General features: G+C 72.1%; 24 protein-coding genes. 14 read left to right on the top strand and 10 right to left on the bottom strand.

The features are described from left to right. Window positions 1-13 precede the first annotated feature (13 nt). From AX018_RS20965 to AX018_RS20920, 10 genes are all read left to right on the top strand, one after another. On the top strand, window positions 14-1,090 hold the full coding sequence (locus AX018_RS20965) for an SDR family oxidoreductase (RefSeq protein ID WP_111881418.1): 1,077 nt from the start codon (window positions 14-16) through the stop codon (window positions 1,088-1,090). A gap of 302 nt (window positions 1,091-1,392) precedes the next feature. Next, entirely contained in the window at window positions 1,393-3,093 is a 1,701-nt protein-coding gene (locus tag AX018_RS20960) for a sulfatase-like hydrolase/transferase (RefSeq protein ID WP_111881415.1), read from the top strand. A 346-nt stretch (window positions 3,094-3,439) separates the two neighbouring features. Further along, window positions 3,440-3,826 (top strand): hypothetical protein, encoded by a 387-nt coding sequence (locus AX018_RS20955; protein ID WP_111881413.1) that lies wholly within the window; start codon window positions 3,440-3,442, stop codon window positions 3,824-3,826. A gap of 198 nt (window positions 3,827-4,024) precedes the next feature. After that, window positions 4,025-5,206, top strand: a complete 1,182-nt coding sequence (locus AX018_RS20950) for a mechanosensitive ion channel family protein (RefSeq protein WP_111881411.1) — start codon at window positions 4,025-4,027, stop codon at window positions 5,204-5,206. A 42-nt stretch (window positions 5,207-5,248) separates the two neighbouring features. Beyond that, window positions 5,249-5,719 carry a GyrI-like domain-containing protein gene (locus AX018_RS20945; RefSeq protein ID WP_111881409.1) on the top strand — a complete coding sequence of 157 codons (471 nt, stop codon included), beginning with the start codon at window positions 5,249-5,251 and terminating at the stop codon, window positions 5,717-5,719. A 230-nt stretch (window positions 5,720-5,949) separates the two neighbouring features. Further along, window positions 5,950-7,581 (top strand): gamma-glutamylcyclotransferase, encoded by a 1,632-nt coding sequence (locus tag AX018_RS20940; protein WP_245951746.1) that lies wholly within the window; start codon window positions 5,950-5,952, stop codon window positions 7,579-7,581. A 276-nt stretch (window positions 7,582-7,857) separates the two neighbouring features. Then, a complete protein-coding gene (locus tag AX018_RS20935) occupies window positions 7,858-8,895 on the top strand; it encodes a pirin family protein (protein WP_111881406.1) in 1,038 nt (345 codons plus the stop codon). Window positions 8,896-8,987: 92 nt separating this feature from the next. Continuing rightward, window positions 8,988-9,803, top strand: a complete 816-nt coding sequence (locus AX018_RS20930; RefSeq protein WP_111881404.1) for a hypothetical protein — start codon at window positions 8,988-8,990, stop codon at window positions 9,801-9,803. Between the two features lie 13 nt (window positions 9,804-9,816). Beyond that, a complete protein-coding gene (locus tag AX018_RS20925) occupies window positions 9,817-11,205 on the top strand; it encodes an IPTL-CTERM sorting domain-containing protein (RefSeq protein WP_111881402.1) in 1,389 nt (462 codons plus the stop codon). Between the two features lie 63 nt (window positions 11,206-11,268). After that, window positions 11,269-11,739, top strand: a complete 471-nt coding sequence (locus AX018_RS20920; RefSeq protein ID WP_111881399.1) for an FKBP-type peptidyl-prolyl cis-trans isomerase — start codon at window positions 11,269-11,271, stop codon at window positions 11,737-11,739. 319 nt (window positions 11,740-12,058) lie between these two features. Here AX018_RS20920 and AX018_RS20915 read toward each other — a convergent pair whose 3' ends face one another. The 6 genes from AX018_RS20915 to AX018_RS20890 form a co-directional block, all read right to left on the bottom strand. Next, window positions 12,059-13,033, bottom strand: coding sequence for a Csu type fimbrial protein (locus AX018_RS20915; protein WP_111881397.1), 975 nt, complete (start codon window positions 13,031-13,033; stop codon window positions 12,059-12,061). Then, a complete protein-coding gene (locus tag AX018_RS20910; RefSeq protein ID WP_245951745.1) occupies window positions 13,030-15,435 on the bottom strand; it encodes a fimbria/pilus outer membrane usher protein in 2,406 nt (801 codons plus the stop codon). Before AX018_RS20910 ends, AX018_RS20915 begins: the two co-directional genes overlap by 4 nt. Next, entirely contained in the window at window positions 15,422-16,291 is an 870-nt protein-coding gene (locus AX018_RS20905; RefSeq protein WP_111881434.1) for a fimbrial biogenesis chaperone, read from the bottom strand. Before AX018_RS20905 ends, AX018_RS20910 begins: the two co-directional genes overlap by 14 nt. Before the next feature lie 2 nt (window positions 16,292-16,293). Continuing rightward, window positions 16,294-16,863, bottom strand: a complete 570-nt coding sequence (locus AX018_RS20900; protein ID WP_111881391.1) for a Csu type fimbrial protein — start codon at window positions 16,861-16,863, stop codon at window positions 16,294-16,296. A gap of 47 nt (window positions 16,864-16,910) precedes the next feature. After that, complete coding sequence (locus tag AX018_RS20895; RefSeq protein WP_111881388.1) at window positions 16,911-17,546, bottom strand: Csu type fimbrial protein; 636 nt, start codon at window positions 17,544-17,546, stop codon at window positions 16,911-16,913. A gap of 297 nt (window positions 17,547-17,843) precedes the next feature. Beyond that, a complete protein-coding gene (locus tag AX018_RS20890; RefSeq protein ID WP_111881386.1) occupies window positions 17,844-18,719 on the bottom strand; it encodes a gamma-glutamyl-gamma-aminobutyrate hydrolase family protein in 876 nt (291 codons plus the stop codon). A 547-nt stretch (window positions 18,720-19,266) separates the two neighbouring features. Here AX018_RS20890 and AX018_RS20880 point away from each other — a divergent pair. Beyond that, a complete protein-coding gene (locus AX018_RS20880) occupies window positions 19,267-19,614 on the top strand; it encodes an HPF/RaiA family ribosome-associated protein (protein WP_111881383.1) in 348 nt (115 codons plus the stop codon). A 112-nt stretch (window positions 19,615-19,726) separates the two neighbouring features. Here the strand turns inward: AX018_RS20880 and AX018_RS20875 are convergent, their stop codons facing one another. From AX018_RS20875 to tkt, 3 genes are all read right to left on the bottom strand, one after another. After that, the gene (locus AX018_RS20875) at window positions 19,727-20,290 is read right to left on the bottom strand and encodes a DUF924 family protein (RefSeq protein WP_111881381.1); all 564 of its coding nucleotides are present in this window, start codon (window positions 20,288-20,290) and stop codon (window positions 19,727-19,729) included. Between the two features lie 174 nt (window positions 20,291-20,464). Next, window positions 20,465-21,466, bottom strand: coding sequence for a type I glyceraldehyde-3-phosphate dehydrogenase (gap, locus tag AX018_RS20870; RefSeq protein ID WP_111881378.1), 1,002 nt, complete (start codon window positions 21,464-21,466; stop codon window positions 20,465-20,467). An 89-nt stretch (window positions 21,467-21,555) separates the two neighbouring features. After that, complete coding sequence (gene tkt / locus AX018_RS20865; RefSeq protein ID WP_111881376.1) at window positions 21,556-23,640, bottom strand: transketolase; 2,085 nt, start codon at window positions 23,638-23,640, stop codon at window positions 21,556-21,558. Between the two features lie 105 nt (window positions 23,641-23,745). On the opposite strand from tkt, the gene AX018_RS20860 reads away from it, so the two are divergent. Continuing rightward, window positions 23,746-24,129: an S-adenosylmethionine decarboxylase family protein gene (locus AX018_RS20860; RefSeq protein ID WP_111881373.1), complete on the top strand. Its 384-nt coding sequence runs from the start codon at window positions 23,746-23,748 to the stop codon at window positions 24,127-24,129. Between the two features lie 10 nt (window positions 24,130-24,139). Further along, the gene (locus AX018_RS20855) at window positions 24,140-24,931 is read left to right on the top strand and encodes a nucleotidyltransferase family protein (RefSeq protein WP_111881371.1); all 792 of its coding nucleotides are present in this window, start codon (window positions 24,140-24,142) and stop codon (window positions 24,929-24,931) included. Between the two features lie 46 nt (window positions 24,932-24,977). On the opposite strand, the gene AX018_RS20850 is transcribed toward AX018_RS20855, so the two are convergent. Continuing rightward, window positions 24,978-26,690: a flotillin family protein gene (locus tag AX018_RS20850; RefSeq protein WP_111881369.1), complete on the bottom strand. Its 1,713-nt coding sequence runs from the start codon at window positions 26,688-26,690 to the stop codon at window positions 24,978-24,980. Window positions 26,691-26,734: 44 nt separating this feature from the next. On the opposite strand from AX018_RS20850, the gene AX018_RS20845 reads away from it, so the two are divergent. Next, window positions 26,735-26,985 (top strand): transposase (locus tag AX018_RS20845; RefSeq protein WP_170146312.1); only part of this gene is annotated, 251 nt, incomplete at its 3' end.

The raw sequence follows: 26,985 nt of genomic DNA, 5'->3' as shown, positions 1-26,985 counted from the left end.
AGGACGTTCATACATGCCCCATTTCGACGAATTCGACCGCCATCCCCGCTCCGTTTCCGATCCTTCCTCCGACTCCTCCCTTCCTTCTTCTTCCTCCGATGCGCCGGAGGAGGCCGGCGCCGATCCGGTCCCGCAGTACCCGGTGGTGGTCATCACCGGCGCCTCCAGCGGCATCGGCCACGCCACGGCGCTGGCCTTCGCGCGGCGCGGCGCCTGCCTGGTGCTGGCCTCGCGCGGCGCCGACACGCTCGCGCCCGTGGCGCTGGCCTGCCGCAAGGCCGGCGGCCATGCGATCGGCGTGCCCACCGACGTGACCGATGCCGCCGCCGTGCAGGCGCTCGCGGACAAGGCCATCCGCCATTTCGGCCGCATCGACGTGTGGGTGAACGGCGTGGGCGTGGGCGCGGTGGGCCGCTTCGACGAGGTGCCCGTGGAGGCGCACCGCCGCGTGGTGGAGTCCAACCTGCTGGGCCACCTGCACGGCGCGCACGCGGTGCTGCCGCATTTCCGCGAGCGCGGCGCGGGCCGCATCATCAACCTGATCTCCATCGGCGGCTGGCTGCCCACGCCCTACGCGGCGGCGTACGCGGCCAGCAAGTTCGGGCTGCGCGGGCTCTCGGAGAGCCTGCGCGCCGAGGTGTCCGACCTGCCGCACGTGCACATCTGCGACGTGGCGCCCACCTTCGTCGATTCGCCGGGGCTCTCGCACGGCGCCAACTACACGGGCCGGCGCATCCGGCCGCCGCTGCCCATGGTGGACCCGCACCGCGTGGCCGGGGCGGTGGTGGATCTGTCGCGCGCCCTGCGCCCGCGCGCGGTGACGTGGCTGGGGCTGGGCGCGCTGCCCGCCCGCGTGGCCCACGCCGTGGCGCCCGACGGGCTGGCGCGCTGGATGCGCCGGCTCTCCGATTGGGGGCTGGCGCGCGCGCGCCCCGAGCCGGTGGGCGAGGGCAACCTGTTCGCGCCCTCGCGCGGCACGGGCGTCGATGGCGGCCACCGCAAGCGCCGCGCGGGCGCGGTCGGCCTCGTGGCGGCGCTGGGCGTGGCGGGCATCGCCTACGGGTGGTGGGTGGGGCGGCAGAAGCGCTAGCGGCCACGCCGCGGCATTTGCTATTGATTCAATAGCTGAATGTCCAGTATTTACGGCGACATGGACGGGTTTTTGCCTTGAAATTGCCGGGAACGGGCCCTGCAAGCTCTTGAGGGGCGCGCAGGCGGTCCGGGCGGCCCGGCGGGGCCCGCGCAATTCCTGGGCGCGGGCCAGGGGCCATTGCGCGCACGGCACAATCCCGCGTTTTGCGGGCCTGCCGGGCCATCCGGGCAGGCCCCGCCGCCGCGACGTGATGCCATCGGCAGCCCTGCGGTACCCGTTGCCCCCTGCCTGTCCACGCCATGTCTTCTCCCTCTGCTCCGCCGTCCTCCGGCCCGCGCGCGCTGCTGCGGGGCGGCTGGCCGCCCCTGATCCTGGCCTGTCTGCTGGCGCTGGGGCTGATCGTGCTCGGGCACGACGGCAAGCGCGTGGCGCAGTTGGCGGTGCTGGCCGCGCCGCCCTTCGCGTGGCTGTTCTGGCCGGTGCGCAGCGCCGGGGCGCACCGGCTGCGCGCGGTGCTGCTCTGGGCCTGGGCCATGGTGTTCGCGATCGACGGCGTGGCGCGCGCCTATCTGCTGCAGGCCTACCATGCCGCGCCCGACAGCGCCATGGTGCTGGGCGCCGTCGCCAACACCAATGCGCGCGAGAGCGTGGAGTTCATGCGCATGTACTGGCGCGGCGCGCTGCTGGCGGCGGGCTTCCTGGCCGCCGTGGCGGCGGTGCTGGCCGCCTGCGTGGCCCGGGGGCGGCGCGCGGTGCCCGGGGCGCAGCCCCCGCACCCGCCGCGCTCGCGCGCGCGGCGGGCGTTCGCGCTCGGCCTGGGGGGCTCGGTGCTGCTGTCCGGCATGGCGGCCTATGCGAGCAAGCCCTGGCGGCGCCTGCATCCGGTGGCCTACTGGGTGCAGTGGAGCGAGAAGGTGGACTACGTGCGCGCCGGCTGGGCCCGGCAGCAGGAGGCGCGCGACGCGCTGCTCGCGCGGGCGCGGGCCGACGCGCCCGCCATGGCCGAGGACGGCCCCGCGCTCGTCGTGCTGGTGATCTCCGACAGCGTGAACCGCGACAACATGTCGCTCTACGGCTATGGCCGCCGCACCACGCCGGGCCTGCAGGCGCAGCAGGCGGCGCTGGGCGATGCCTTCACCGTCTTCCGCCACGCGTGGTCGGCCGACGCGACCACGCTGCCCGCGCTGCGCAATTTCTTCCGCTTCGGCGAGCCCGACGAGGCCCAGCCGCACCACCTGATCGCGATCGCGCGCGCGGCCGGCTACAAGGTCTGGTGGATGAGCAACCACGACGACGTGGGCATCGAGCAGCTCCACGCCCGCCTCGCCGACGAGGTGGAGATGAACAACCGCACGCCCGGCCGCTCGGGCGCCAGCCTCGACAGCGAGGTGCTCGACTGCGTGGAGGAGGCCCTGGCCGACCCCGCGCCGCGCAAGCTCTTCGTGGTGCACCTGATGGGCGCGCACCCGCACTACAGCCTGCGGTTCCCGCCCGGCGCCAACCCGTTCGACGACGACGTGGACGCGGTGGACGCCACGCTCGCGCGCGAGGGCCGGCCGGCCTGGCTGCGCGGCCGCCGCGAGGAATACGACGCGGCCGTGCTCTACCACGACGGCATCGTCTCCCGCATCCTGCAGCGCACGCGCGAGGGCGGCGCGCCCGGCGGCTACCGGGCCTTCATGTACTTCTCGGACCATGGCCAGGAGGTGGGCCACGGCGCGAACTGGGCGGGCCACAGCCCCGGCACGCCGGCGGGCTACCGCATCCCCGCGATGGTCTGGCACAACGGCCGGGCCCCGCTCGCGCCGCAGGACCTCGCGCAGCGCCCGCTGCGCGCCGACTGGGCGGCGCACACGCTGGTGAACCTGCTGCGCATCGACTGGAAGGGCTACCGGCCCGAGCGCGACGCGATGCATGCGCGCTACCACTGGCTGCCGCCCGCCGTGCCCGCGCTGGCCGAGGCGCCGCGCGCGGCCGCCCTGCCGCCGGCAGGGCACTGAAGTGAAACGACAACCCCCTGTGGCGCTTCGCGCCTTCCCCCTTCTCTCGCGCTGCGCGCGGGAAGGGGGACGACGTCGGTGGCCGGGCCGAGCCCGCTCCACGGTGTCCGCTGGCATGGCCTGCTCCGCGGCCATCGGACGGGGAATGCAGCGCCGGTTTCCTGCGCCCTCGGGTAGCGTGCCCCCTGAAAAACTGACAGGTTCCAGATCGGCCTTGTAAGGCCTCCTCCTACAGCCGGGGCCGCGCCGCCTGCCTACGATGGCTGCAGCCCGCCCCGCGCGGGCCCGCTCCCTCCGCCACCGCGCCACGGCCCCGCGCCGCGGCCCCGAGCACAGGACACACGCCATGACGCCCTCCGCTTCCCCCGCCGGTGTCCGCGCGGCCCCCGCCGCGCCCACCGGCGTCCCCTTCACGCTCTATGCGGCCCATGGCCGCGTGTATGCGAGCAACGTGAGAGACAAGCTCATCGACCTGGGGCGCCTGGACCGCGAGGGCGGCGGCTATGCCTACCGGCTCGACAGCGACCCGAAGGTGGCCTCGGGCGGCTTCGAGTCGGCCGAGCACGCGCTGGCGGGCATCGCGGGCGCGGTCACGTTCCTCTTCCTCGACGGTCAGTTCACCGCGCTCGCCGACGTGGGCGGCGAGCGCCCGGACCTGATCGACGCCCCGCAGATCCACGTCACCATGGACACGCAGTGCAGGAGCGAGCCGTCCATCGCGGTGGACGTGTGACGCGAAAGCCCCGGCGCCACGGGAGCGGCCCTCCCCCTGGCGCCAAGGTGCTATTGATTGAATAGCAAACGACGTCCATTCGACGCCGACATGGAGCCATTCTGACGCCCGGGCGGCCCGCGCCGCCCGTTTTTCACCGACCTCCGTCCTGCGGCGCCTTGCGTGGCGCCGGGGCGGACCTTCGAGACAAGGAGCCGCATGCCCTACGACGATCCCTCCCACCCCGCCGCGCTGTCCTGGCTCCGCTCCGAAGCGGTCTGGGGGCTTTCCCTCTCCGGCATCGCGGTGGCGCTGGCCGCCACGCTGGGGGTGTACCTGGCCATCACGCTGCTGCTGGGCGTGGCGCAGCGCCGCAGCCGGCGCATCGCCGAGGCCCGCGCCGGCGCGGGATCGGGCGGGGCGGGCGGATCGGGGGGCGTGGCCTCCGTCGTGGCCGAGGTGCTGGGCGGCACCAGCCAGGCGCTGATCCTGCTGGTGGCGCTGCTGGTGGGCGTGGGCATGCTCGATCTGGCGCCGCGCTGGCAGGCGCGCGTGGGCCAGCTCTGGTTCATCGCGCTGGCGCTGCAGGTGGCGCTGTGGGGCACGCGCGCGATCGGCATCGCCGTGCGCCGCTACGAGGCGCGGCACCTGGGCGCGCCGGCCTCGCAGGTGAGCGCCTCGGGCACGCTGATGTCCTGGGGGCTGCGCACGCTGCTGTGGGCCACCATCGTGCTGGCCATGCTCGCCAACCTGGGGGTGAACATCACGGCCTTCGTCGCGAGCCTGGGCGTGGGCGGCATCGCCATCGCGCTGGCGGTGCAGAACGTGCTGGGCGACCTGTTCGCCTCGCTCGCCATCGCGGTGGACAAGCCCTTCGAGGTGGGCGACTTCATCGTCGTGGGCAGCGTGGCGGGCACGGTGCAGCGCATCGGCGTGAAGACCACGCGCATCCGCAGCCTGGGCGGCGAGCAGATCGTGATGTCCAACACCGACCTGCTCAAGCAGACCATCAACAACTACCGCTACCTGCAGGAGCGGCGCATCGTCTTCGCCTTCAGCGTGAGCTACGCCACCACCGCCCCGCAGGCCGAGGCCGTGGCCCAGGCCGTGCGCCGCATCATCGAGGCGCAGGACCGGGTGCGCTTCGACCGCGCGCACCTGAAGGCCTTCGGCGCGAACGCGCTGGAGTACGAAGTGGTCTATATCGTGCTCGATTCCGCCTATAACACCTACATGGACGTGCAGCAGGCCATCAACCTCGCGCTCATGCGGGAGATGGAGGCGCTGGGCGTGCAGTTCGGCGTGCCCGTGCGCACGGTGCACATGGTGCCGCCGGCTGCCGATGCCGCCCCGCCGGATGCGGGCGGCACGCAGGACCGCGCCGGACGGGCGCGGCACTGAAGGGCCATCGCACCGCCATCAGAAGGAAAGAGAGAGGACACCATGATCGAGACCCCCCGGATCGCCGCGATCGACGCGCATCCCGCGGCCCTGTGGCCCGTGACCTGCACGCGCGAGGCCATCCAGCAGGCCATGGGGCAGGGCGTGCGCGGCCTGATGGACGCGCTGGCCGCCCAGGGAGCCTCGCCCGCCGGGCCGCTGTTCACGCACCACCTGCGGCGCCCCACCGACACGTTCGAGTTCCACCTCGGCGTGCCGCTGGACCAGCCCGTGGGCGCCTCCGCCGACGGCCGCATGCAGCCGGGCGAGTGGCCCGCCATGCGCGTGGCGCGCACCGAATACCGGGGCCGCTACGAGGGCCTGCCCGGCGCCTGGGAGGCGTTCCACGCCTGGATCGCCGCCCAGGGCCTGCGACCCTCGGACGACGCCTGGGAGTGCTACCTGACCGGCCCCGAGACGGGCAGCGACCCGTCCGCCTGGCGCACGGAGCTGATCCAGCCGCTGCGCGACTGACCGCCCGCGGGCCGCTTCCGCGGGCTTGCGCCATGCGGCGGCGGCGCATGGCGGTGTTCCAGCCCCCCTCTGGCGCGCGTGGCGCATGCCCGGCTTCGGGGGATGGGCCTTTCCTTCGGGAGGCCGCTGGGTTTTCGTGCCCAGGCGTCCGACAGTTCCGGCTTGGGCGGGCCAAGGCATGCGTGCCGCCCGCACCGTTCCTGCCAATGTTCTGTCTGGAGTTTCCCGCCATGGTCCTTCCTGCCCGCGCCGGCTCGCTGCCGTCCCCGTCCATGCCCCGCCTGCCCGTGGCGGATGCCACGCCGCCGCCGGCCGGCCCGCAGGCTTCGGCCGCTGTCCTGGAGGGGCCGGATGTGCCGCGGCGCTCGCCGCCGGCCTCGGCCCACGCCCAGGCGAAGCGGCCCCGCGCGGCCGTGCTGCCGGCGGCTGGCAGCGCGCTCCCGCAGGCGCCGCGCCTGGCGATCTCCGATGCGGCGTGGAAGCGCATGGCCGCGCTCCCGCCGGAGCAGCGCCAGCGCCTCAACGCCAAGGAGCGCGAGACGGTCGCCAATGCGGTGAGCGAACTGCGCCACCACGTCGAGGCCGCGGGCATCGACTTCGTTCCGGTCTTCGGCTTCTGGTCGCTGCGAACCGACAACCACCATGAACTCGGGAAGGCCAGCCAGGCCGAGGTGGTCGAAGGCCGGGACACGCTGCCGGCACGCGCCATGGACTACCGCATGGATTACGTCGCCAGCACCGAGTACCGCGGCCGGCCGCAGCACCCCGGCGCCGTGGCGTCGATCGCGCCCGCGGAAGGCTCGCAGGTGCCGGGCACGCTCCTCAAGCTGCCCCTCGACCGCGCGGAAGAGCTGCTCACGGCGCTGCTGGCGCGGGAAGTGGGTGCCGAGGCCGATCTGCGCAGCCCGCCGGACGCGCAGGGCACGCCGCGCTCCAGCCTGATGTACCGCCCCGTGGTGCGGCCCGTACAGATGGCCGACGGCAGTGCGCTGCATGCGCTGCTGTTCGAGACCAATCCGGAGAGCGCCAAGTCGCTGAGCCGTGTGTTCGGCGACGACAAAGGCCTGACCGCCGAGCGGCTGGCCTTTTTCATCGCCTCGGGCGACGGCGGCTTCGAGCGCGACGGCAAGAAGCTCGGCGGCCCGAGCGCCGACTACTGGAAGGCCGGCATGCAGCGGCTCGCGGACGCGGGCGATGCCCCCGATCCGCTGCTGGCCGAGGCCTACCGCATCGCCACCGAAAGCTGGGCCGCGGGCGGCAGCTTCCCGCTGGACGCCATGGTGGGCGCCGCCGTGCCGCGCGCTACCTGGCAGGGGCACAAGGGCTGGCTGGCCCGGGCCGAGGGCCGCCTGCCCGAGGTCTACGCGCAGCCCGCCGACGCGGGCGTGCTGGCGCAGCACCGACAGCACCAGCAGGCGCTGGACAATGTGCTGACCCTGTGGCGGTCGAGCGATACCGCCCGCGCGGCCCGTGCGGGGGGCGGCGATCTGCGCGCGGCCCTCGCGCAGGACATGCCGCGGCTGCTGGCGGAAAGCGGCTTCGACCCTGCCGCGTATGCGGCCTCCGCGCTCGGCAAGTCCGGCCACGGCCGCCACCTGCTGTACAGCGAGTCGGACTCCCGCTCCGGCATGCAGGGCCTGTTCGCGCTGCAGGCCGTGGCCTTCGACACCGAACGGCACGCGGCGGCGCTGCCGCACCCCGAGGCCTGCGCGGTGTTCGAGGTGCCCCGGCCGGCCGATGCGCCGGGCGGCCCCATCGCGGTGGCGGTTTTTTTGCACCGCGACATCGATGGCGTCTCCGGGGGGCTGGAGCGGCCGCGCGGCGACCCGTTCGCCCAGGCACCGGACCGCCTGCTGCGCTGATACGGTTTCGCCATCAAAAAGATAACTGCGTTGCTTCGCCTGGCCGTGCTACAGCACTGTCTGCGGCTTCGCGCCTTGTTCTCTCTTTGATTGCAAACCCGTATGAGAGGGGGTGGAGACACCCGCCGGATGCACGCACGCACCGCCTCCGGCCCGGGGGCCGGGTGGCCGGCCGTTCCATGCATGCACCGGTGTGTTGCGCGCAGCGGCCGTTGGAGACGGCGACACCGGCTCCATATGCGGGGTGGCGGCACAGTTCGCCCGGAAAATCCCACCATGACCCCTGCCGCCACGTCCCCCCTGCTCAGCCTCCAGCCCCTGGGCCCGCTCTGGCCCACGATCGACCCGTTCCTCTTCTGCGCCCACCACGACGACGCCTATCCGCGCGGCAATGCGCGGCTGGGGCCCGACGCCCCGCTCGCGGGCCGGCGCATCGGGCAGGACTTCTCGCGCCAGGACGGCTGGAGCATGTACCACGGCGACGTGGTGCCGGGCTTTCCGCCGCACCCGCACCGGGGCTTCGAGACCGTGACCCTGGTGCGCCGGGGCCTGATCGACCATGCCGATTCGCTGGGCGCGGCCGCGCGCTTCGGGCAGGGCGACGTGCAGTGGCTCACGGCCGGGCAGGGCATCGTGCATTCCGAGATGTTCCCGCTGCTCGATGCCGAGCGCCCCAATCCGCTGGAGCTGTTCCAGATCTGGCTCAACCTGCCGGCGGCCGACAAGATGGCGCCGCCGCACTTCACCATGTTCTGGGCGGGCGACATCCCCCGCGTGGCGGCGGTGGACGCCGGGGGCCGCCGCACCGAGGTGGCGGTGATCGCCGGGCGCCTGCCCGGGGCCGAGCCGCTGGCCCCGCCGCCCCATTCGTGGGCCGCGCGGCCCGCGTCCGACGTGGCCATCTGGACGCTGCGGCTCGACCCCGGCGCGCGCTTCCTGCTGCCCGCCGCGGCGGGCGCGGGCACGCGCCGCATGCTCTACCACTTCGCGGGCGAGGGTGTGCGCGTGGCCGGCGAGGCCGTGGGCCACGCCGCGCTGGAGCTGCGCGCCGACCGGGCGGTGGAACTGGTCAACGGCAGCGCCGCGCAGCCGGCCGAATTCCTGCTGCTGCAGGGCCGGCCCCTGGGCGAGCCCGTGGTGCAGTACGGCCCGTTCGTGATGAACACCGAGGCGCAGATCCACGAGGCCCTGGCCGACTACCGCCGCACGCAGTTCGGCGGGTGGCCCTGGGGCGAGGGCGCGCCCGTGCACGGCACCGAGCCGCGCCGCTTCGCGCGCAGGCCGGGCGTGGAAACCGACGAAATACCCGCCTGAAACGGTGGTGCGCAGGTCACAGAACGCTTTCAGGCGGCAGGCGCCGCGGGCATGATCGCCGGTTGTCAAAAATTGTTGCAAAGTCCCCGTCCATGGCCGTCCACCGCCTCTCCCAATTTCTCCGCCCCCATGCCGGGGCCGTCCTGTCGGCCCTGCTCTGCGCCTTCGCCGCCGTGCCCGCGCACGCCCAGGCCACGCGCACCTGGGTGTCCGGCGTGGGCGACGATGCCAACCCCTGCTCCCGCACCGCGCCGTGCAAGACCTGGGCGGGCGCCATCACCAAGACGGCAGCCGGCGGCGAGATCAGCGCCCTCGACCCGGGCGCCTTCGGTGCCGTGACCATCACCAAGGCCATCACCCTCGACGGCGGCGCCGGGCAGGTCGCGAGCGTCCTGGCCTCGGGCGGCTCGGACGGCATCCGCGTCGTCGCGGGCGCCAGCGACGACGTGATCCTGCGCAACGTGACGCTGAACGGCGTGGGCACCGGCGGCAACGGCGTGCTGTTTTCCAGCGGCCGCACGCTGCGGCTGCAGAACGTGAAGATCGAGCGCTTCGCCCAGGCCTGCATCGCCATCAATACGGGCGCCGCCGTGAACGCGGTGCAGATCCTCGACACGACGGCCTCGAACTGCGCGAACGGCCTCTCGGTCGCGTCCTCGGCCACGACGGCCGCGCCGCCCTGGGCCGCGAGCGTGTCGGTGGACCGCTCCCGCTTCCTCTTCAACGGCACGACGGGCATCCTGGCGAGCGGCCAGAACGCCGGCGTGCAGGTCTCGGGCAGCACCGTGTTCGGCAATGCGCTGGGGCTCTCGGCGGTGAACCAGGCCAGCCTGCGCTCGTCGGGCAACAACCAGACCCTTGGCAATACCGTGAACGGCTCGTTCACCGCCACCGCCGCGTCCAACTGACAGCGGGGCCGCGATGATGCATTTCTGGACAAGGCGGCCAGAGGCCGGCCGCGCACTGCGCGCGCTGGCCCTGCTGGCGCTCGCCACCACCAGCCTGGGCGCCTCGGCCCAGGCCCTGCGGACCTGGGTTTCGGGCGTGGGCGACGACGCGAACCCGTGCGCGCGCACTGCGCCGTGCCGCACCTTCGGCGCCGCGCTGGCCCGGACGGCCAGCGGCGGCGAGATCGACGTGCTCGATGCCGGCGCCTTCGACTTCCTCTACGGCAACAACGGCACCGCGGACACGGTCACCTACCAGCCCCTGGTGATCGACAAGCCCGTCACCATCGACGGCGGCGGGCGCATCGCGGGCCTCGGCCCCCTGGCGCCGGAGGACACGACGGCCTTCGTGACCACCATCGCCAGCCAGCAGGACGCCATCGTCATCGACCTGCCCCCCGGCGCGATGGGGCCCGTGACCCTGCGCAACCTCAGCCTCCACGGCGCGGGCGGCACCGGGCGCCACGGCATCCGCGTGGCGTCCGCCAGCGCGGTGAGCCTGCAGAACGTGGACGTGGCGCATTTCTCGCAGGACTGCCTGCGTGTCGATGCCGCCGCGGCGGGCGCGCAGATCGACGCCTCCGGCTCCAGCTTCACCCACTGCGGCTCGGGCGTCGCGGCCGATGGCGCCGCCGTCATCAACCTCGCCGGCTCGGCGGTGGCGATGAATTCCGGCACGGGCGTGATCGCGCGGAACGCGCAGGCCGTGGTGCTCGCGCAGGAGGCCGTGGTGAGCGGCAATTCGCAGAACTCCTCGCTGCTGAGCTTCACCTCGGCCACGCCCGAGCTGCCGGGCAGCACCAGCGGCGCGCCGGCGATCCCGGCGGGCAGCGCGAGCGCCAGCCTCTCGGGGGGGCTGCCGGGCTGCAGCTTCGCGTCCCAGCAGTTCGTGGCGCCCGCCGCCGTGGGCAACGGGCTGCCCTCCACCGTGTTCGCGGCACAGGCCGGGTTCCGCTTCGGCACCACGGCCTGCGGCACCGGGTCCACGGTCACGATCACGCTCACCTATTCGCAGGCCATGCCCGCGGGCACCGTGCTCTACAAGTACGGGCCGGCACAGCCGGGCAGCCTGGTGCAGAGCTGGTTCGCCGTGCCCGGCGCGGTGCTCAGCGCCGATGGCCGCACGTTCACCTACACCGTGACCGACAACGGCATCGGCGATGCCGACAGCACCCTGGGCGTGATTGCCGACCCGGTGGTGCCCGTGGTCCCGGCCGGCGGCACCGGCATCCCGGCGCTGTCGCCGGCCGGTCTCGCGGGGCTGGCCGCGCTCATGGCGGCCACGGCGCTGGCGGTGCGCCGCCGGCAGCTTGCGCCGCGCGGGCCGCTCCCCCGGGGGGGATGGCCGACAATGAGGGACTGACCGCGCGCCCGGCGCGCGAGCGCTGCCTTCTTCTTCCCTGTCTTCCCGCAATCTCTCCCGACCATGAACATCACCAAGGACACCGCCGTCACCCTGACCTACAAGATCACCGACCCGCAGGGCAAGCCGCTGGATTCGGGCCACGTGGCCTACCTGCACGGCGGCTACGAGAACCTCTTCCCCAAGGTCGAGGCCGCGCTCGACGGGCAGGCCACGGGCTTCGCCACCACGGTCGATCTGGCGGTGGAGGATGCCTTCGGCGCGCGCGACGAGAGCCTCGTGCGCACCATCCCGAAGAGCGAGTTCCCGCCCGGCGTGAAGGTCGGCGGCCAGCTGCGCGGCGTGGGCGACGACGGTCGCCCGCAGGTGTTCAACGTGGTCAAGATCAAGGGCCCCGAGGTGCACCTGGATGCCAACCACCCGCTCGCCGGCCAGGCGCTGCGCTTTTCGTGCAAGGTCACCGAGGTGCGCGCCGCCACGGCCGAGGAGGTGGCCCACCGCCACGTGCACGGCGGCCACGGCCACCACCACTGAAATACCTCCCCCCCTGAGTCGCCTTCGGCGCCTTCCCCCCGAGGGGGACGACGCCCGTGGACGGGCAGAGCCCGCTCCACGGCGTCCGCTGGCGTGGCCTGCTCCGCGGCCATCGGAAGGGTGAGGCCGCGCAGAATCACGGGTTGCGGCGGAAGCGCAAAGTGCGTGACGGTGACGAAGAGCCTCTTTGTGCTTCGAGGAGGACGACGTCCGTGGACGGGCAGAGCCCGCTCCGCGGCGTCTGCCGGCATGGCCTGCTCCGCGGCCATCGGAGGGGTGAAGCCGTGCGGGCCTCGCGCATCGCGGGCCGCGCGCGGGGTCAGAACTGCACGTCCACCACCACGTTGTCCTGGTACACGCCGGGGGCCGGCGGGCTCTGGTCGCCGTAGATGCGGGCCGTGTAGGGCATCACGAGCGGCGTGATGCCGTCGGTGAGCCCCGTGCCCGTCACGCGCGTGCCGGCCGCCGTGCCCCACACGCTGCCGTCGCCGCGGAAGAGGTCGTAGGCCAGGCGGTTCGCGCCGCTGGCCATCTGGCGGCGCCCCGCCGCCGGGTAGGTGCCGGGGCCGAGCCCCACGTTCACCGACAGGCCGCGCGTGCACACGATCGAGACGTTGCCGCTCACGGCGGCGAAGGCCGTGGGCAGCGGCGCGCTGCCGAACTGCACGTCCGGGGCGGAGAAGGTGCAGTCGTTCGTCACCACGAGCTGCACGGTGAGCAGCCGGTCGACGTTGCCGTTGCGCGGCGTGCCCAGGCAGATGCTGCCCACGCCGAGCAGTCCCTCGCAGATGTTGGCGTACTCCCAGTTGACGGTGATGGTGTCGGTATAGGTGCCCGCGGGCACGTTCGCGCCCACCGAGGTGGTGATGCGCAGGGGCACCGAGGCGGTGTTGTTGCTCAGCAGCGAGACCACGTTCGCGCCGCTTGCGTTGATCACGAGCGTGCTCTGCGTGTAGCTGACGTTGCCAAGGTCGGTGATCTGGTAGGGGATGGAGGGATTGGTGCCGTCCTTGAGCGTGAGTCCCGTGGTGGGGCTCACGAACTTGGCCTTGACCGTGGGCGTGCCCAGGGTGGAGATCACGATGCCCCCGCAGGCGAGCGTGAACTGGCCCGTGGTGCTGATGGCCGGCCCGTTCAGCACGCGCTGCGACGGCACCGAGCCGAGGACGCCGCCCGTCACGCTGCTCACGCAGTCGGCCGCGGCGGGGCGCCACGCGGCCGCGAGGCAGAGCGCGCCCGCGAGCAGGCCGGCGGTGCGCAGCGCGCGGTGGTCCGGGGGCTTCGCCGCCGTCATGATGCGCGGCTTCCTGCGCCGGGGGGCGGCGCCGCACCGGGGCGGCAGGTCACGTGCAGGTTGCGCGTGGCCGTGTAGTCGGCCTCGTCGAAGGCGGCGCGGCACTCCAGGCCGTCCGGCGTGCGCGCGACGAGCGTGTTGTGCGGGTGCAGCGTGGTGAGATAGACCACGCCGTCCCAGCCCACCACCGTGGGCACGCGGCCCTGCTCGTGCAGCACGGCGCTGCCGGGCGGCAGGGGCTCGCCCTGCGTGTCCACCAGGGTGAGGGTGGCCGTGCGCATGCGCAGCACCGGCAGGTGCACCAGCGCGCCCGTGCCGCGCGCCACGGCCAGGCGGCGCTCCAGCGTGGGCGTGTGCACATCCACCGGCAGCGACAGCGGATCGATCGCATAGCGCGCCGGGTAGAAGGCCGGCACGTTGGGCACGAGCAGGTAGCCCTGCCCATCGGTGCGGCCGGCCGGCTGGTGGTTGAAGGTGATGGGCACGTCCGGCGCGCCGTCGGTGGAGACGAGGGCGAAGCCATCGGTGACGCGGTTGGCCGCGAAGGCGTAGCCGTCCATGAGGCCCAGCGAGCCCGACGCGCCCGCCCAGCGGGTGGTGTCGTCGGAGGTGCCGAAGACCCCCCCCTGCACCATGCCGTGGCGGCCCTGGTACTGCAGGCTCGCCAGCCGGTAGCTCTGGCCCATGCTCCCGCCGGTGGCGCCGCTGCGCGTGTGGCCCAGGTGCCAGCCCACGCCGCCGTCGCTCGCCAGGCTGCGCTGCATGCTCACCTCGCCCTGCAGTGCGCCGCTCGAGCGCGTGAGCGCGCCCTGCGCGGTGAGCTGGGTGTCGAGCAGGTAGGTCAGCTGCATGCGGACCTGCGTCTCGCCCGTCTCGACGGTGCGGCCCGTGGTGAGCGACAGGAAGGCGTCGCGCCCCAGCGGCGTGCTGTAGCTGGCATAGGCGATGCGGCTGCGCTCGCTGCCCGCGCCGCGCAGGTCGATCCAGCCCGCGCCCAGCGATCCCGCGCCCACGTTGAGGCTAGCGTTGATCTGCCGGGTGCGGCGGTAGGGCCGCAGCGTGTCGCCGCCGTAGTCGCCGGCATCGCCGAAGCCCGGGTTGCGCTGGATCTGCTGGATCGAGATGCCGCCGCCCGGCGTGTGGTACTGGTAGCCCGCGCTCCACTGCCATCCGCCGTCGCGGTCGCTTCCGGTGCTGCCGGGCGGGCGCGAGCGGCCGTGCGTGAGCGACGCATTGAACACGCCGAGCAGGCCCCAGCGCAGCAGGCCGCCGGCCCCCAGCACGGCCAGCCCGCGGCCGGCCTGGGCCTGGGTCTCGAGCGTGACGGCGTCGGTCATGCCGCGCCGGTACACGCCCGCCGCGATGGGCCGGCCGTAGGCGAAGTTGCGCAGCCCGTAGCCGCGCCGCAGCGCGCCCAGCGAGAGCGAATAGTCGGTCAAGCCCGGGCGCAGCAGCTCGCTGCTCACGTAGAACGGCACCGAGGTCACGACCTGGCGCCCCAGCGCGTCGGTGGTGATGACCGAGGCCGTGCCCGCGCCGCTCACGGCCGGCAGCTCCCCGAGCGTGAACGGCCCGGGCTGCACGTTGTGCCGGCCGGCCCGGAAGCCGTTGACGAACACGTCCACCGCCGACGGCACGGCCGCCTGCCCCGCGAACTCGGGCATGGGGTAGGTCACGAGGTCGGGGCGCGCGGCGAAATTGCGCGACCACTGCACCCCGCCCAGCCGCACCGGCGTGCTCCAGCCGAGCGCGCCGGTGATCACGTCGCCCGCGCCCCAGGCGGTGGTGGCGACGGGATCGATGTCCGTCCAGGCGGTTTCGTAGCGCAGGTAGCCATTGCTCGTGCCGCTGCCGGCGCGGCGGAAGATGCCCATGTTGGAGATCACGCCGTGGTCGCCGAAATAGCGCTGCTCCGACCACAGCGAGGCCACCGTCTGGCCGCGGGCCTGCGTGGCGTACAGCTCGTAGTTCAGCAGCAGCCCGCTGCCGCGCGACAGCCCCACGCCGTCGCGCGGGTCCGTGCGCAGCGTCTGCCCGGGCAGCCATTCGGGCGGCATGTCGATGCGCAGGCGCTGCGCGAGGCTGTCGTAGGCGACGGTGACGCCCGCCAGCGCATCGACGGCCACGGGCGTGCCGTCCGGCGCGGCCGTGCGCACGTGCAGGCGGCGCAGCGTGGCGGCATCGATCTCGAAGTGCGGGCCGCGCTTGCGCACTTCCACCAGCTCGCCGCTCGCCACGCCGTTCACGTCCAGCTCCAGGTAGAGCGTGACCGGCGCACTCGCGCCGCGCGGATCGGGCGCGGGGTAGTCGCCGGCCGAGAGCAGTCCCGGCAGGCAGGCCAGCAGCACCAGCAGCCGGCCGGCGCGGGCGTGAAGGCGGGGGCGGGGGTCATTGCGTCGCACGGGGCAGCGGCGCCGCGCGCCCGTTCACGGTGGCCTGCAGGCCGTGGCCCGGCAGCGGGGCCTGGGGCAGTTCCCAGCGCCGCTGGCTGTGCGGCAGCACGTAGCCCATCAGGCCGGGGTTGATGGTCGCGCCTTCGCGGCCATCGGCGTGCCAGCGCACGGCGGTGAGCCGCGCATGGCCGGGGCCGGTGTTGTGCACGACCAGGTAGTGCGTGCCGTCCCCGCCGCGCTCCACGTCCCATTGCAGCGAGGGCTCCAGGGACGCGCCCACCCCGAGGCTCGGCAGCAGCCCGGTGTGCGTGGAGGGCATGCGCGGGCCCAGCGTGCCGGGCGCGTAGACGAAGAGCGGTATGGCGTAGCGGATCTGCAGGCGCACGCCCAGGTGGGTGGACGGCCGGACCACCGGCGGCGGCGTGCCGGCCGGGAGCTCCGGGGCGGGCGGGGGCAGCTCGTCGATCAGCACGCGGTAGGCCTGCTCCTGCCCGGGCGGCACGGGGTGCGTGGCGATGAGCCGCACCATCTGCCGCTCGCCCGGCGGGATGTGGCTGATCGGCGGGCTGGCGACCACTGCCTGCTGGGTGGTGAACTGGTCGTCGCCGTTCTCCTGCCGCCATGCAAAGACGCGGGCCTGCAGCGACACGGGCTCGCCGCCACGGTTCTCCACCCACAGCGCCACGGCCCGCTGCTCGCCGGCGATCACCGGGTCCACCGGCCAGATCATGAGCGGCGCGGCTGCCCGCGCGGTGCCAGGCAGGGCCGACAGCACGGCCAGGGTGAAGGCCAGGGCCAGGGCGTTGGCGCGGGAGCGCAGCGGCAGGCATGGGCGCGTGGGGGAAGAGGGTGTGTGCCGGGCCATGCTCACCATGAAAGCGTCACCTGCACGGTGTCGGTGTAGCTGCCCGCCGGCAGGCCGAAGCCGGGAAACGTCACGGTGCCCTGCAGGGGCAGCGCGGTGGCGGTGGCGCCGAGCGTGAGGCTGGCCGGCACGTTGGGCGTGAGGGGGGCGGTGGTGCCCGCCACCAGCGCGAGCGCGTAGGGCACGTAGGCCCCCGCGCTGTTGGAGAGCCGGCGCTGCGCGCCCTGCGCATGCTGGCCCGCGTCGGCGGTGACCTGCACCGCGGTGCCGGGCGTGCACTGGATGAGCGCCTGCGTGCCCGAGCCCGACCCCGCGAACTGCGTCTCGCTGCCCGTGCGGACCGCCGAATGCGTGCCGAAGTCGATCGTGCCGAAATTCACCCCCGTCACCTGTCCCGCCTGGCCGGCCACCATGCAGCCGCGCACGATGGTGGCGTTCACCGAGAAGGTCGCGGTGGTGGGGATGTTGGCGGGCACGGCGGGCGCGGCCTGCGCCAGGCACAGCACGCACAGCGCGGGCCGCAATGCGGCGGCGCAGCCCCGCCGCGCCATGCGGTGGATGGCGTCTCCCATGTTGGAACTCCTCCCTCGCCGCCGGAGGTCCGGCGATCTTCAGAACGTCAGAATGTCAGCGTGATCTGCAATTGGTCGGTATAGATTCCCGACGGCAGCGCGACCGCGTTGGTCTTGTTCACCAGCCCGTAGATCGGCAGCGCGAAGGGGTTGCCGGCCGAGGGCACGGCGATCCCCGTCACGGCCGCCGCCGCGGTATAGGGCACGGTGTGGCCGGGGTCGCGATAGACGTCGTAGGGCAGGAAGGCGCTGCCGTTGGACATGGCGCGCGAGCCGGTGCCGATGCTGCCGCCCTGGCCGGGGTTCGTGCCACCGTCGATGGTCATGCTGAAGGCGGTGATCTCGGGCGAGCAGACGATCTGGGTCACCCCCGCGCCGCCCTCGCTGCCGCTGGCGGTGGCCGAGGCCGTGCCGACGAACGTGGCTGGGCGTGTGCCGAAATCCAGTGTGCCGAAATTCGCGCCGGAGACGGTTCCGGGCCCGCCGTTGATGACGCAGCCCGAGGTGAGCATCATGCGCGCGCCGAGCACGCCCGCGAGGGTGGCCGCCTCCAGCGGCAGGGTGGCCAGGCCCGCCAGAGCCAGCACGCAGGCCCCTGCCAGGGCGCGCCGCTTGCGGCGCGCGGTCCGGGGCTGCGCGTGCGCCGGGTGGTCGGGGATCGAGGGCGTGGGTCTCGTGTTCATCGCTTTCTCCTGTCCACAGAAAAAAGTACCGATGCCGAGCGCGCTGGCGGGCGGATCACCTTGTTGTTATTCGTCGAGCCGCTGCGAGCTGGCCGAGTGCCTTCGTTCGTGGCAAGGAAGGCACTCCCTGCTTGAGACAACCGAAAAGGAAAGAAAGGGCCCCCTCCCGGTAGCTCCCTTCGTTATGAAGTTGAAAACGATGTTACGAGCAATTGGAACGTTGGGGAATAGGTGGAACGCAAAAACCGGGACACCGTCGCCGGTATTGGGGCCGCCATCCCACCCAGGGGGACTTCGTCAGCGCCGCAGCAGCGCCTGCCGCAGCAGCCGCGCCGCGCGGTCGCGGATCTGGAAGGGGCTGTGGCCCGGCAGCGGCAGCGCCTTGGCGCGGATGCACGCGGCCAGGAAGTCGTTCAGGATGGGCGCGTCGTCCATCGTCTGCGTGGAGCCGGGCTTGAAGAACTCGGGGTGCCACTGCGTGGCCGCGATGTAGCCGCGCCCCGATTGCGGGCGCCGCCGGATGGCCTCGGGCACCCCGTCGGGATGGCTCCAGGCCTCGATCTCGAAGCCCGGCGCCAGGTTTCGGATGCCCTGGTGGTGGATGCTGTTGACCACCATGCGCTCCTGGCGCGGGTACATCTGCGCGAGCCGCGTGCCGGGCACGATCTCCACCTCATGGAAGTGCTGGTCGTAGGTCACCGCGTTGCGGTGCTTCTGCGCGCCCGGGTGCTGGGTTTCGATGTCCTGGTAGAGCGTTCCGCCGAAGGCCACGTTGATGAGCTGCAGGCCCCGGCACACGCCGAAGATGGGCTTGCCCGCCTGCTCGAAGGCCTCGACCACGGCGAGGTCGTAGAGGTCGCGGATGCGGTCGCCGAGCCAGGCGTCCTTGAGCGGGACCTCGCCGTACGTGCCGGGCCATACGTCCGCGCCGCCGTGCATCACCACGCCGTCGAGCCATTCGGCGTAGTGCGCGAGGGTCACGTCGCCGCGCGCCGTCTCGCCCGTGGGGCAGGGCACCATCACGACCATCGCGCCGGCCGACATGATCCAGTGCGCGATCGACTGCTCGACGTACTGCAGCGTCTTGTTGGTGAAGAGGGAGCGGGCCGGATCGGCGTGCGAGAAGCAAGCCGAGAGGCCGATCTTGAGGCGCTTGTTGGCGGGCAGGGGCATGAGGACTCAGCGAAGCAGGGCCGCGCTGCGCCGCACCGGCGACGCACCGCGTGGGGGTGGGACATCAGGCATGGCAAGGTTTGTAGCACCGGCGCCCGGGCCGCGCTGTAGGAGCCGGCCGCCGCTGTCGCTGGCCGCGCGTCCGACCCTGGCGCGCGGAACGCGTGCCGCGTCACCTTGTTAGAACGTGTTCACGATCTCGCAGGGGTCGCGTTGGAGCGCAATCGGGATGAGTGGATGCCTCGGATGCGCCGCATGGGCTCGTGCCCATGCAAGCAGCCGGGGCGTTCAATCGCCCGATTTCGCTCCAACCCTTCGGGCAGTGGCGTGTGCGGGCGGTCTGCGGCGTTGCGGCGCTGGCCCATAGCCGGGCTATGGGCGGCGCACCGCGCCTTGCATCCCACCCGCACACGCCGCTGCGCGACCCCTGGGAGATCGTGAACACGTTCTTACGCATCGGCATGCACGCGGGGGCTTGTTTTTCCGCGCTCCGCCGCGACTCTCAGGGCAACCATCGTTTTTTTGTTGGCAACTCCAGGAGGCATCGATGCAAGTACAGGTTCAGCACGACGAACACATCCAGGGCGGCGAATCGCTCGCCCAGTGGATCCAGGGCGAGACCACGGGCCGGCTTGCGCGCTTCCGCGACCACCTCACGCGCGTGGAGGTGCACCTGTCCGACCTGGACGCCGGCAAGTCCGGCGGCGGCGACAAGCGCTGCACGATCGAGGCCCGGCCCGCGGGGCGCCCGCCCATCGCCGTGAACGCCGATGCCGACAAGCTCGCCGATGCCTTCATCGCCGCGGTCGAGAAGCTGGCCCGCGCGATCGACACCGACCTGGGCCGGCTCAAGGACAAGAACGGGCGCGACACCATCCGCACCGCGGTCGAATAAAGCAGGGCGGAGCCGGGGCCCGCCCCCGGATGTCATTCGGTTTGCTATTGAATATGTAGCAAACAATGCAGATTTTACGGCGACGTGGAGCCCATCGGGGCCTGAGAGTCGCTCAGAACCCGCTGCCGGGCTGGCGCAGGAAATCCGCTTCCTCGGCCGTGGTCGCGCGCCCCAGCGCGGCGTTGCGGTGCGGGAAGCGGCCGAAGCGTTCCACGATGTCGCGGTGGCGCACCGCGAAGTCCAGGCTCTGCGCGTTGCCGAGCCGCGTGAACAACGCCACCGATTCCGCCTGGATGGCGCGCGACTCGCTGTGCATGAACGGCAGGTAGAAAAAACCGCGCTGCTCTGGCGGCAGGGCCGCGTCGGCGCCGGCCGCGAGGGCCTCCTGCGCCAGCGCGAGCGCCATGCCGTCGTGCGCGAAGGCCTCGCCCGAGCCGCGGTGCAGGTTGCGCGAGAACTGGTCGAGCACGATGATTTCCGCGAGCCGGCCCGGGGCATCGGCCCGCCAGCCGTGGAGTTCTGCCTGGGCCGCGCGGCGGTGCAGCGCCCCGAAGCGCGCGCGGATGGCGGCGTCGAAGTCCGCGTCCTTCGCGAACCATTGCGAGGGCGTGCTTTCCTCGAACCAGAAGCGCAGGACGTCCTGGGCGGAAGGGGATGTGGGTGCGGTGTCGGTCATGGGGCCGCAGCTTAGAGCGTCTCATGCACCTTGGCGGGTAAGCAAAAGTGCATGACACGCTCCAGCGGCACGCGGTGTCGCGCAAAAAGCAAAGCGCCTCCTGAAAAGGGAGGCGCTTCGGGTTTGTTGGCCGGCGCGGGCAGTGCGCGCGCCGGCCGGCGGGCCGTGCAGGGCTTACTTGGCGGCCACCACGCGCACCATCTCCAGGCACTTGTTGGAGTAGCCCCACTCGTTGTCGTACCAGGACACGATCTTCACGAAGGTGCCGTCCAGCGCGATGCCGGCGTCGGCGTCGAAGATGGAGGTGCGGGTGTCGCCACGGAAATCGGTGGCCACCACCTTGTCTTCCGTGTAGCCCAGCACGCCCTTGAGCGCGCCTTCGGACTGGGCCTTCATCTCGGCCTTGATCTCGTCGTACGTGGCGGCCTTGTCCAGCTCCACCGTCAGGTCCACCACCGACACGTCGGAGGTGGGCACGCGGAAGGACATGCCGGTCAGCTTCTTGTTGAGGGCCGGGATCACCACGCCCACGGCCTTGGCGGCGCCGGTGGAGGAGGGGATGATGTTCTCCAGGATGCCGCGGCCACCGCGCCAGTCCTTGTTGGAGGGGCCGTCCACGGTCTTCTGCGTGGCGGTGGCGGCGTGCACGGTGGTCATCAGGCCGCGCTTGATGCCCCACTTGTCGTTGAGCACCTTGGCCACGGGGGCCAGGCAGTTGGTGGTGCACGAGGCGTTGGAGACGATGGCCTGGCCGGCGTAGGTGTCGTGGTTCACGCCATAGACGAACATCGGCGTGTCGTCCTTGGACGGGGCCGACAGGATCACCTTCTTCGCGCCCGCGTCCAGGTGCTTCTGCGCCGTCGCCTTGTCGAGGAACAGGCCCGTGGACTCGATCACCACGTCGGCGCCGACCTCGTTCCACTTCAGGTTGGCCGGGTCGCGCTCCTGCGTGAGGCGGATCTTCTTGCCGTTGACGATCAGGGTGTTGCCTTCGACCGACACGGTGCCCTGGAAGCGGCCGTGGACCGAGTCGTACTGCAGCATGTAGGCGAGGTAGTCGGGCTCCAGCAGGTCGTTGATGCCGACGACTTCGATGTCGTTGAAGTTCTGCACGGCCGAGCGCAGCACGTTGCGGCCGATGCGGCCGAAGCCGTTGATGCCGATCTTGATGGTCATGGGTTGTCTCTCCAAAGTTGCAAAGTCGAAATCGGGGACCTGCCACGGCACGCCCGCTGGCGGCGGGCGCAGCGGGCGGCGGGAGGGGGTCAGCGGGCCTGGCGGGCCGGCTTCTTCAGCCGGGCGGCGCCGATGGCCACCAGCACCGTGTCGGCCACGTTCTCGGGCGTGAAGCCGAAGTGCTTGAACAGCACCGGCGCGGGGGCCGATTCGCCGAAGGTGTCGATGCCGACCACGGCGGCGCAGCCGTACTTCCACCAGCCGTCGGTCACGCCCATCTCCACGGCGATGCGCGGCACGCCGGCCGGCAGCACGCTGGCCTTGTACTTCGCGTCCTCGCGGTCGAAGGTGGTGGTGCTGGGCATGGAGACCACGCGCACGGCGATCTTCTTGCCGGCCAGCAGCTTCTGCGCGGCCAGGGCCAGCTGCACCTCGGAGCCGGTGGCGATGATCACGGCCTGGGGCTTCTTCTTCAGGCCGACGGCCGCGGGCTCGGACAGCACGTAGGCGCCGCGCGAGATGTCGCCCAGGTCGCTCTTGGCGGCGTAGGGCAGGTTCTGGCGCGACAGCAGCAACGCGGTGGGCTTGTTGCGGTTGGACAGGGCCACGCTCCAGGCCACGGCGGTCTCGGCCGTATCGGCGGGGCGCCAGACGTCCAGGTTGGGGATCAGGCGCAGGCTGGCCGCGTGCTCGATCGACTGGTGCGTGGGGCCGTCCTCGCCCAGGCCGATGGAGTCGTGCGTGAACACGTGCACCACGCGCAGCTTCATGAGCGCGGCCATGCGGATGGCGTTGCGGCTGTAGTCGCTGAACGTGAGGAAGGTGCCGCCGTAGGGGATGAAGCCGCCGTGCAGGGCCACGCCGTTCATGATCGCGGCCATGCCGAATTCGCGCACGCCGTAGTTGATGTGGCGGCCGCCGATCTTCACGGTCTCGGTGCCCAGGGCCACTTCCACCTGTGCCACTTCGCCCTGCTCGTCGAAGCGCAGCGCGGGCGTGCTCTTGGTGTTGGTGAGGTTGGAGCCGGTGAGGTCGGCGCTGCCGCCCAGCAGCTCGGGCAGGGCGGCGGTGAAGGCTTCCAGCGCGAGCTGGCTGGCCTTGCGGCTCGCGACGGTCTCGGCCTTGGTGTGGGCGTTCACCACCGTGTCCACGGCGGTCTGCGCGAAGTGCTTGGGCAGGTCGCCGGCCATGCGGCGCAGGAATTCGGCGGCCAGCTCGGGGTGGGCGGCGGCGTAGGCGCCGAAGCGCTCCTGCCATGCGGCCTCGGCCTGCGCGCCGGACGCCTTGGCGTCCCAGTCGGCATAGACCTCGGCGGGGATCTCGAAGGGCGCGCTGCTCCAGCCGATGGCGTTGCGCGTGAGGGCGATCTCGTCGGCGCCCAGCGGTTCGCCGTGGGCCTTGGAGGTGCCCGCGCGGTTGGGCGAGCCCTTGCCGATGGCGGTCTTGCAGACGATCAGCGTCGGCCTGTCGGAGCCGGCCCTGGCGCTTTGCACGGCGGCGGCCACGGCCTCCACGTCATGGCCGTCCACGGGGCCGATCACGTTCCAGCCGCTGGCGCGCAGGCGCGCGGGCGTGTCGTCCACGAACCAGGGCGCGACCTGGCCGTCGATGGAGATGCCGTTGTCGTCGTAGAGCGCGATGAGCTTGCCCAGCTTCCACGCGCCGGCCAGCGAGATCGCCTCCTGGCTGATGCCTTCCATCAGGCAGCCGTCGCCGAGGAAGACGTAGGTGTGGTGGTCCACCACCGTGTGGCCTTCGCGGTTGAACTCCCGGGCCAGCAGCTTCTCGGCCAGCGCGAAGCCCACGGCGTTGGTGATGCCCTGGCCCAGCGGGCCGGTGGTGGTTTCCACGCCGGGGGTGATGCCGTATTCGGGGTGGCCGGCCGTCTTGCTGTGCAGCTGGCGGAAGTTCTTCAGCTCTTCCAGGGCCAAGTCGTAGCCCGTGAGGTGCAGCAGCGCGTAGAGCAGCATGGAGCCGTGGCCGTTGGACAGCACGAAGCGGTCGCGGTTGGCCCACTGCGGGTTGGCGGGGTTGTGCTGGAGGTGGCGCGCCCAGAGCGCGACGGCCATGTCGGCCATGCCCATCGGGGCGCCGGGATGGCCGGAATTGGCCTGTTGAACTGCATCCATTGCGAGTGCGCGGATCGCATTCGCCATTTGTTGAGAATTGGCCATCAGGGGCGGCTCCGGAAGGGGCTGGAGGGGGGAAAACCGCGCATTTTACCGGCCCACCCCGCGGCCCCGCGTGCGCCCCCGGCGCGCTGCACTACAGTGCGGGGCATGCAAGGCCTGCACCTCACCGCCGATCTCCATGGCTGCCGCTGCGCGCCGCGGTGGCTGCTCGATGCCGATGCGCTGGGCCAGGCCTGCCTGGATGCCGTGCGCGGCGCGGGGTTGCAGGCCGTGGGCCAGCTCTTCCACGCCTTTCCGGCCACCGCGCACGGGCCCGGAGGCGTCACCGCCACGGTGCTGCTGGCCGAATCGCACCTGTGCATCCACACCTGGCCGGAGCGGCGCGCCGTCACGCTCGACGTGTACGTGTGCAACTTCGGCGCCGACCATTCCGAGCGGGCGCAGGCGCTGATGGACGCGCTGCTCGCGCTCTTCGAGCCGGCTTCCGCGCAGCGCCACGCGCTGCGGCGCGGTGAGCCGGCCCCCGCCTGACCCTGTCCGCATGACCGCCTTCCAGAATCCCACCCCGCCGGCGCCGGGCGCGCAGCCGCCCGCCATGCTCCTGGCCGCCGGCCGCGGCGAGCGCATGCGCCCGCTCACCGACACCACCCCCAAGCCGCTGCTGGCGGTGCGCGGACGCCCGCTGCTGCAGTGGCACCTGGAGGCCCTGGCGGCCGCCGGCGTGCGCGAGGCCGTCATCAACACCGCGTGGCTGGGCGAGCGCATCAGCGAGCATTTTTTAGATGAATTCGCCCCCAGGTCGCCGTCGAATGGACCTGGGGTGCTATCCATTTCATACTCCCACGAGGGCCGCGATTTCGGCGGTGCGCTGGAGACGGCCGGCGGCATCGCGCGCGCGCTGCCCCGGCTCGGGCCGGTGTTCTGGCTGGCGGCGGGCGACGTGTTCGCGCCCGACTTCGCCTTCGCGGCCGAAGATGCCGCCGCCTTCGCGGCGGGTGACGCGCTGGCCCACCTCTGGCTCGTGCCCAACCCGGAGCACCACCCGCGCGGCGATTTCGGCCTGGCGGCGGACGGCCGCGCGCTCAACCTGCCGGCGGACGACCCCGCGCCGCGCTACACCTACAGCACCATCGCGCTGCTGCGCGCGGAGCTGTTCGCCGCGCCCTGGTGCGACATCCCGCCCGGCAACCCGCAGGGCGTGGCCGCCCCGCTGGCGCCGCTGCTGCGCCGCGCCATGGACCAGGGCCGCGTGACGGCTGCGCTCCACACGGGCCGCTGGACCGACGTGGGCACGCCCGGGCGGCTGCAGGCGCTGAACGCGGCGCCGGACTGAGCGGCGCCCGACGGGCCGGGTCGCGGCTCAGAACGTGAACACGTTCTCAGGTGCCATCCCGGGGCGCCGCGGGCGCGGCGGCCGCGGGGCCGAGCATGCCGGCCAGGCTCTGGGCCACGCCGGTGATGCCCGCGTTGGACAGGCCCGCGTCCTTCATCACCGCATCCACGATGGGCTTGGCCAACTGGTACTGCAGCGCCGAGTTCATGACCTGCTCGGGAAAGGTCGCTCCGGCCGCCGCGGCCGGGGCGCCGTCCTGCGCCGCGCCGCCCGCAGCGGCGCCGGGCATGCCGTTGACCTGGAAGATGCGGATGGAGTCGATCTTCTCCATCGGCCGTACCGCCTGCTCCAGGATGTGGGGCAGTTGCTGCAGCAGCTGCGTGCGCACCTGCAGGTCGATCTGCGCGGCCGAGAGCGTGTTCAGCGCCTCGTTGATGGCGCGCTTGCCCTCGGCCTCGGCGAGTGCCGCGGCCTGCCGCGCGCGCGCTTCGATCGTGACGGCTTCCGCGCGGTCCATGGCCGCTTCCTTCTCCGCCGCCGCGGACACCCGCACCGAGATGGCGCTCTGCTCGGCTTCCTTGGACGCCTCGATCAGCTGGATGCTTTTGTCGCGCTCCGCCACGGCCACGAGGCGCGCGGTGTTCACGGCTTCCTCGGCCTTCACGGCCTCCGAGCGCGCCAGGTTGGCGGCGGCATCGGCGTCGGACTGCTCGCGCGACTTGTTGGCGATCGCGATCTGCGTGTCCTGCCGGGCGATCTCGACCTGCTTGCGCTGCTCCGCGCGCTTGGTCTCGGTGTGGCGTTCGAGTTCGATCTCGCGCGTCTGGATCACCAGGTTCTTCTCGATCTCGGCCGACTTGATCTCGCGGTCGGCCTCGATGCGCTTCTGGCTCACCTGCCGCGCGGCCTCGATCTGGGCCGCCTCCGCCTCGCGGTTGCGCTCGGCCTGCTGCGTCGCGATCAGCGCCGCCTGCTCCGCGCGGGTGTTCTCGATCTCGCGCTTCTGGGACAGCGACGCGAACTCCTGGTCCTTCTCGATGGTGAGCTTCTGGCGGGTCGCGTCCAGGTTCTTGGCCCGCACCTGCACCTCGGTGTCCTGCTCGACGTCGTTGCGCTGCTTGCGGCGCGCCTCGGTCTGCTCGGTGAGGCGCGTCAGGCCTTCCGCGTCGAAGGCGTTGTTGGGGTTGAAGAACTGCTTGTCCGTCTGGTCCAGACTGGTGAGCGAGACGGATTCCAGCTCCAGCCCGTTCTTTTCCAGGTCCTCGGCCACGGCGTTCTGCACGGCCTGCACGAAGTCGCGGCGCTTGTCCTGCAGCTCCTGGATGGTCATGGTGGCGGCCGTCGCGCGCAGCGAATCGACGAACTTGTCTTCCACCAGCGCCTTGAGTTCGTCGGGGCTCATCGTGCGGGCGCCCAGGGTCTGCGCGGCGATGCTGACGGCTTCCTCCGTCTGCTTCACGCGCACGAAGAAGGCCGCCGTCACGTCCACCCGCATCCGGTCCCGGGTGATGAGGCTCTCGCGCTCGCGGCGCACGACTTCGAGCTTGAGGGTGTTCATGTTGACCAGCACGCGCTCGTGGAAGACCGGCAGCACGATGGCGCCACCGTCCATGATCACTTTCTGGCCGCCGAGGCCGGTGCGCACGAAGGCCGTTTCCTTGGTCGAGCGCTTGTACAGGCGCGCGAAGATGAAGCCGATCGCCAGCAGCGTTGCCAGGACGATTGCGGTGATGGCGCCCATTTCGATCATGTTGTTCATATCGTTCTAAGAGCGTGTTTACGATCTCCCCCGACAATCCTGGGGTGAAAAGAAAGCCATACCCAAGCGACATCAGTAGAGAGAAGTTTGCCGAGATCGAGCCGCTGCTGCGCAGCGTTCGGCGCAGCACCAAACCGATCAAGCTGGATCTGTACGAAGTGTTCTGTGCAGTGCTGTACCTGCTTCGCACGGGTTGTCAGTGGCGCTATCTGCCGCCGCAGTTCCCCAAGTGGCACAACGTCTATGCGTACTGGCGCAAGTGGAGCGAGCCTGACCAGCACGGAGTGAGCGTGCT

The sequence above is a fragment of the Paracidovorax anthurii genome, from assembly GCF_003269065.1.
Taxonomy (GTDB): domain Bacteria; phylum Pseudomonadota; class Gammaproteobacteria; order Burkholderiales; family Burkholderiaceae_C; genus Paracidovorax; species Paracidovorax anthurii.
The sequence above is the reverse complement of the archived record's forward strand: the minus strand, read 5'-3'. Positions and strand labels throughout refer to the sequence as shown.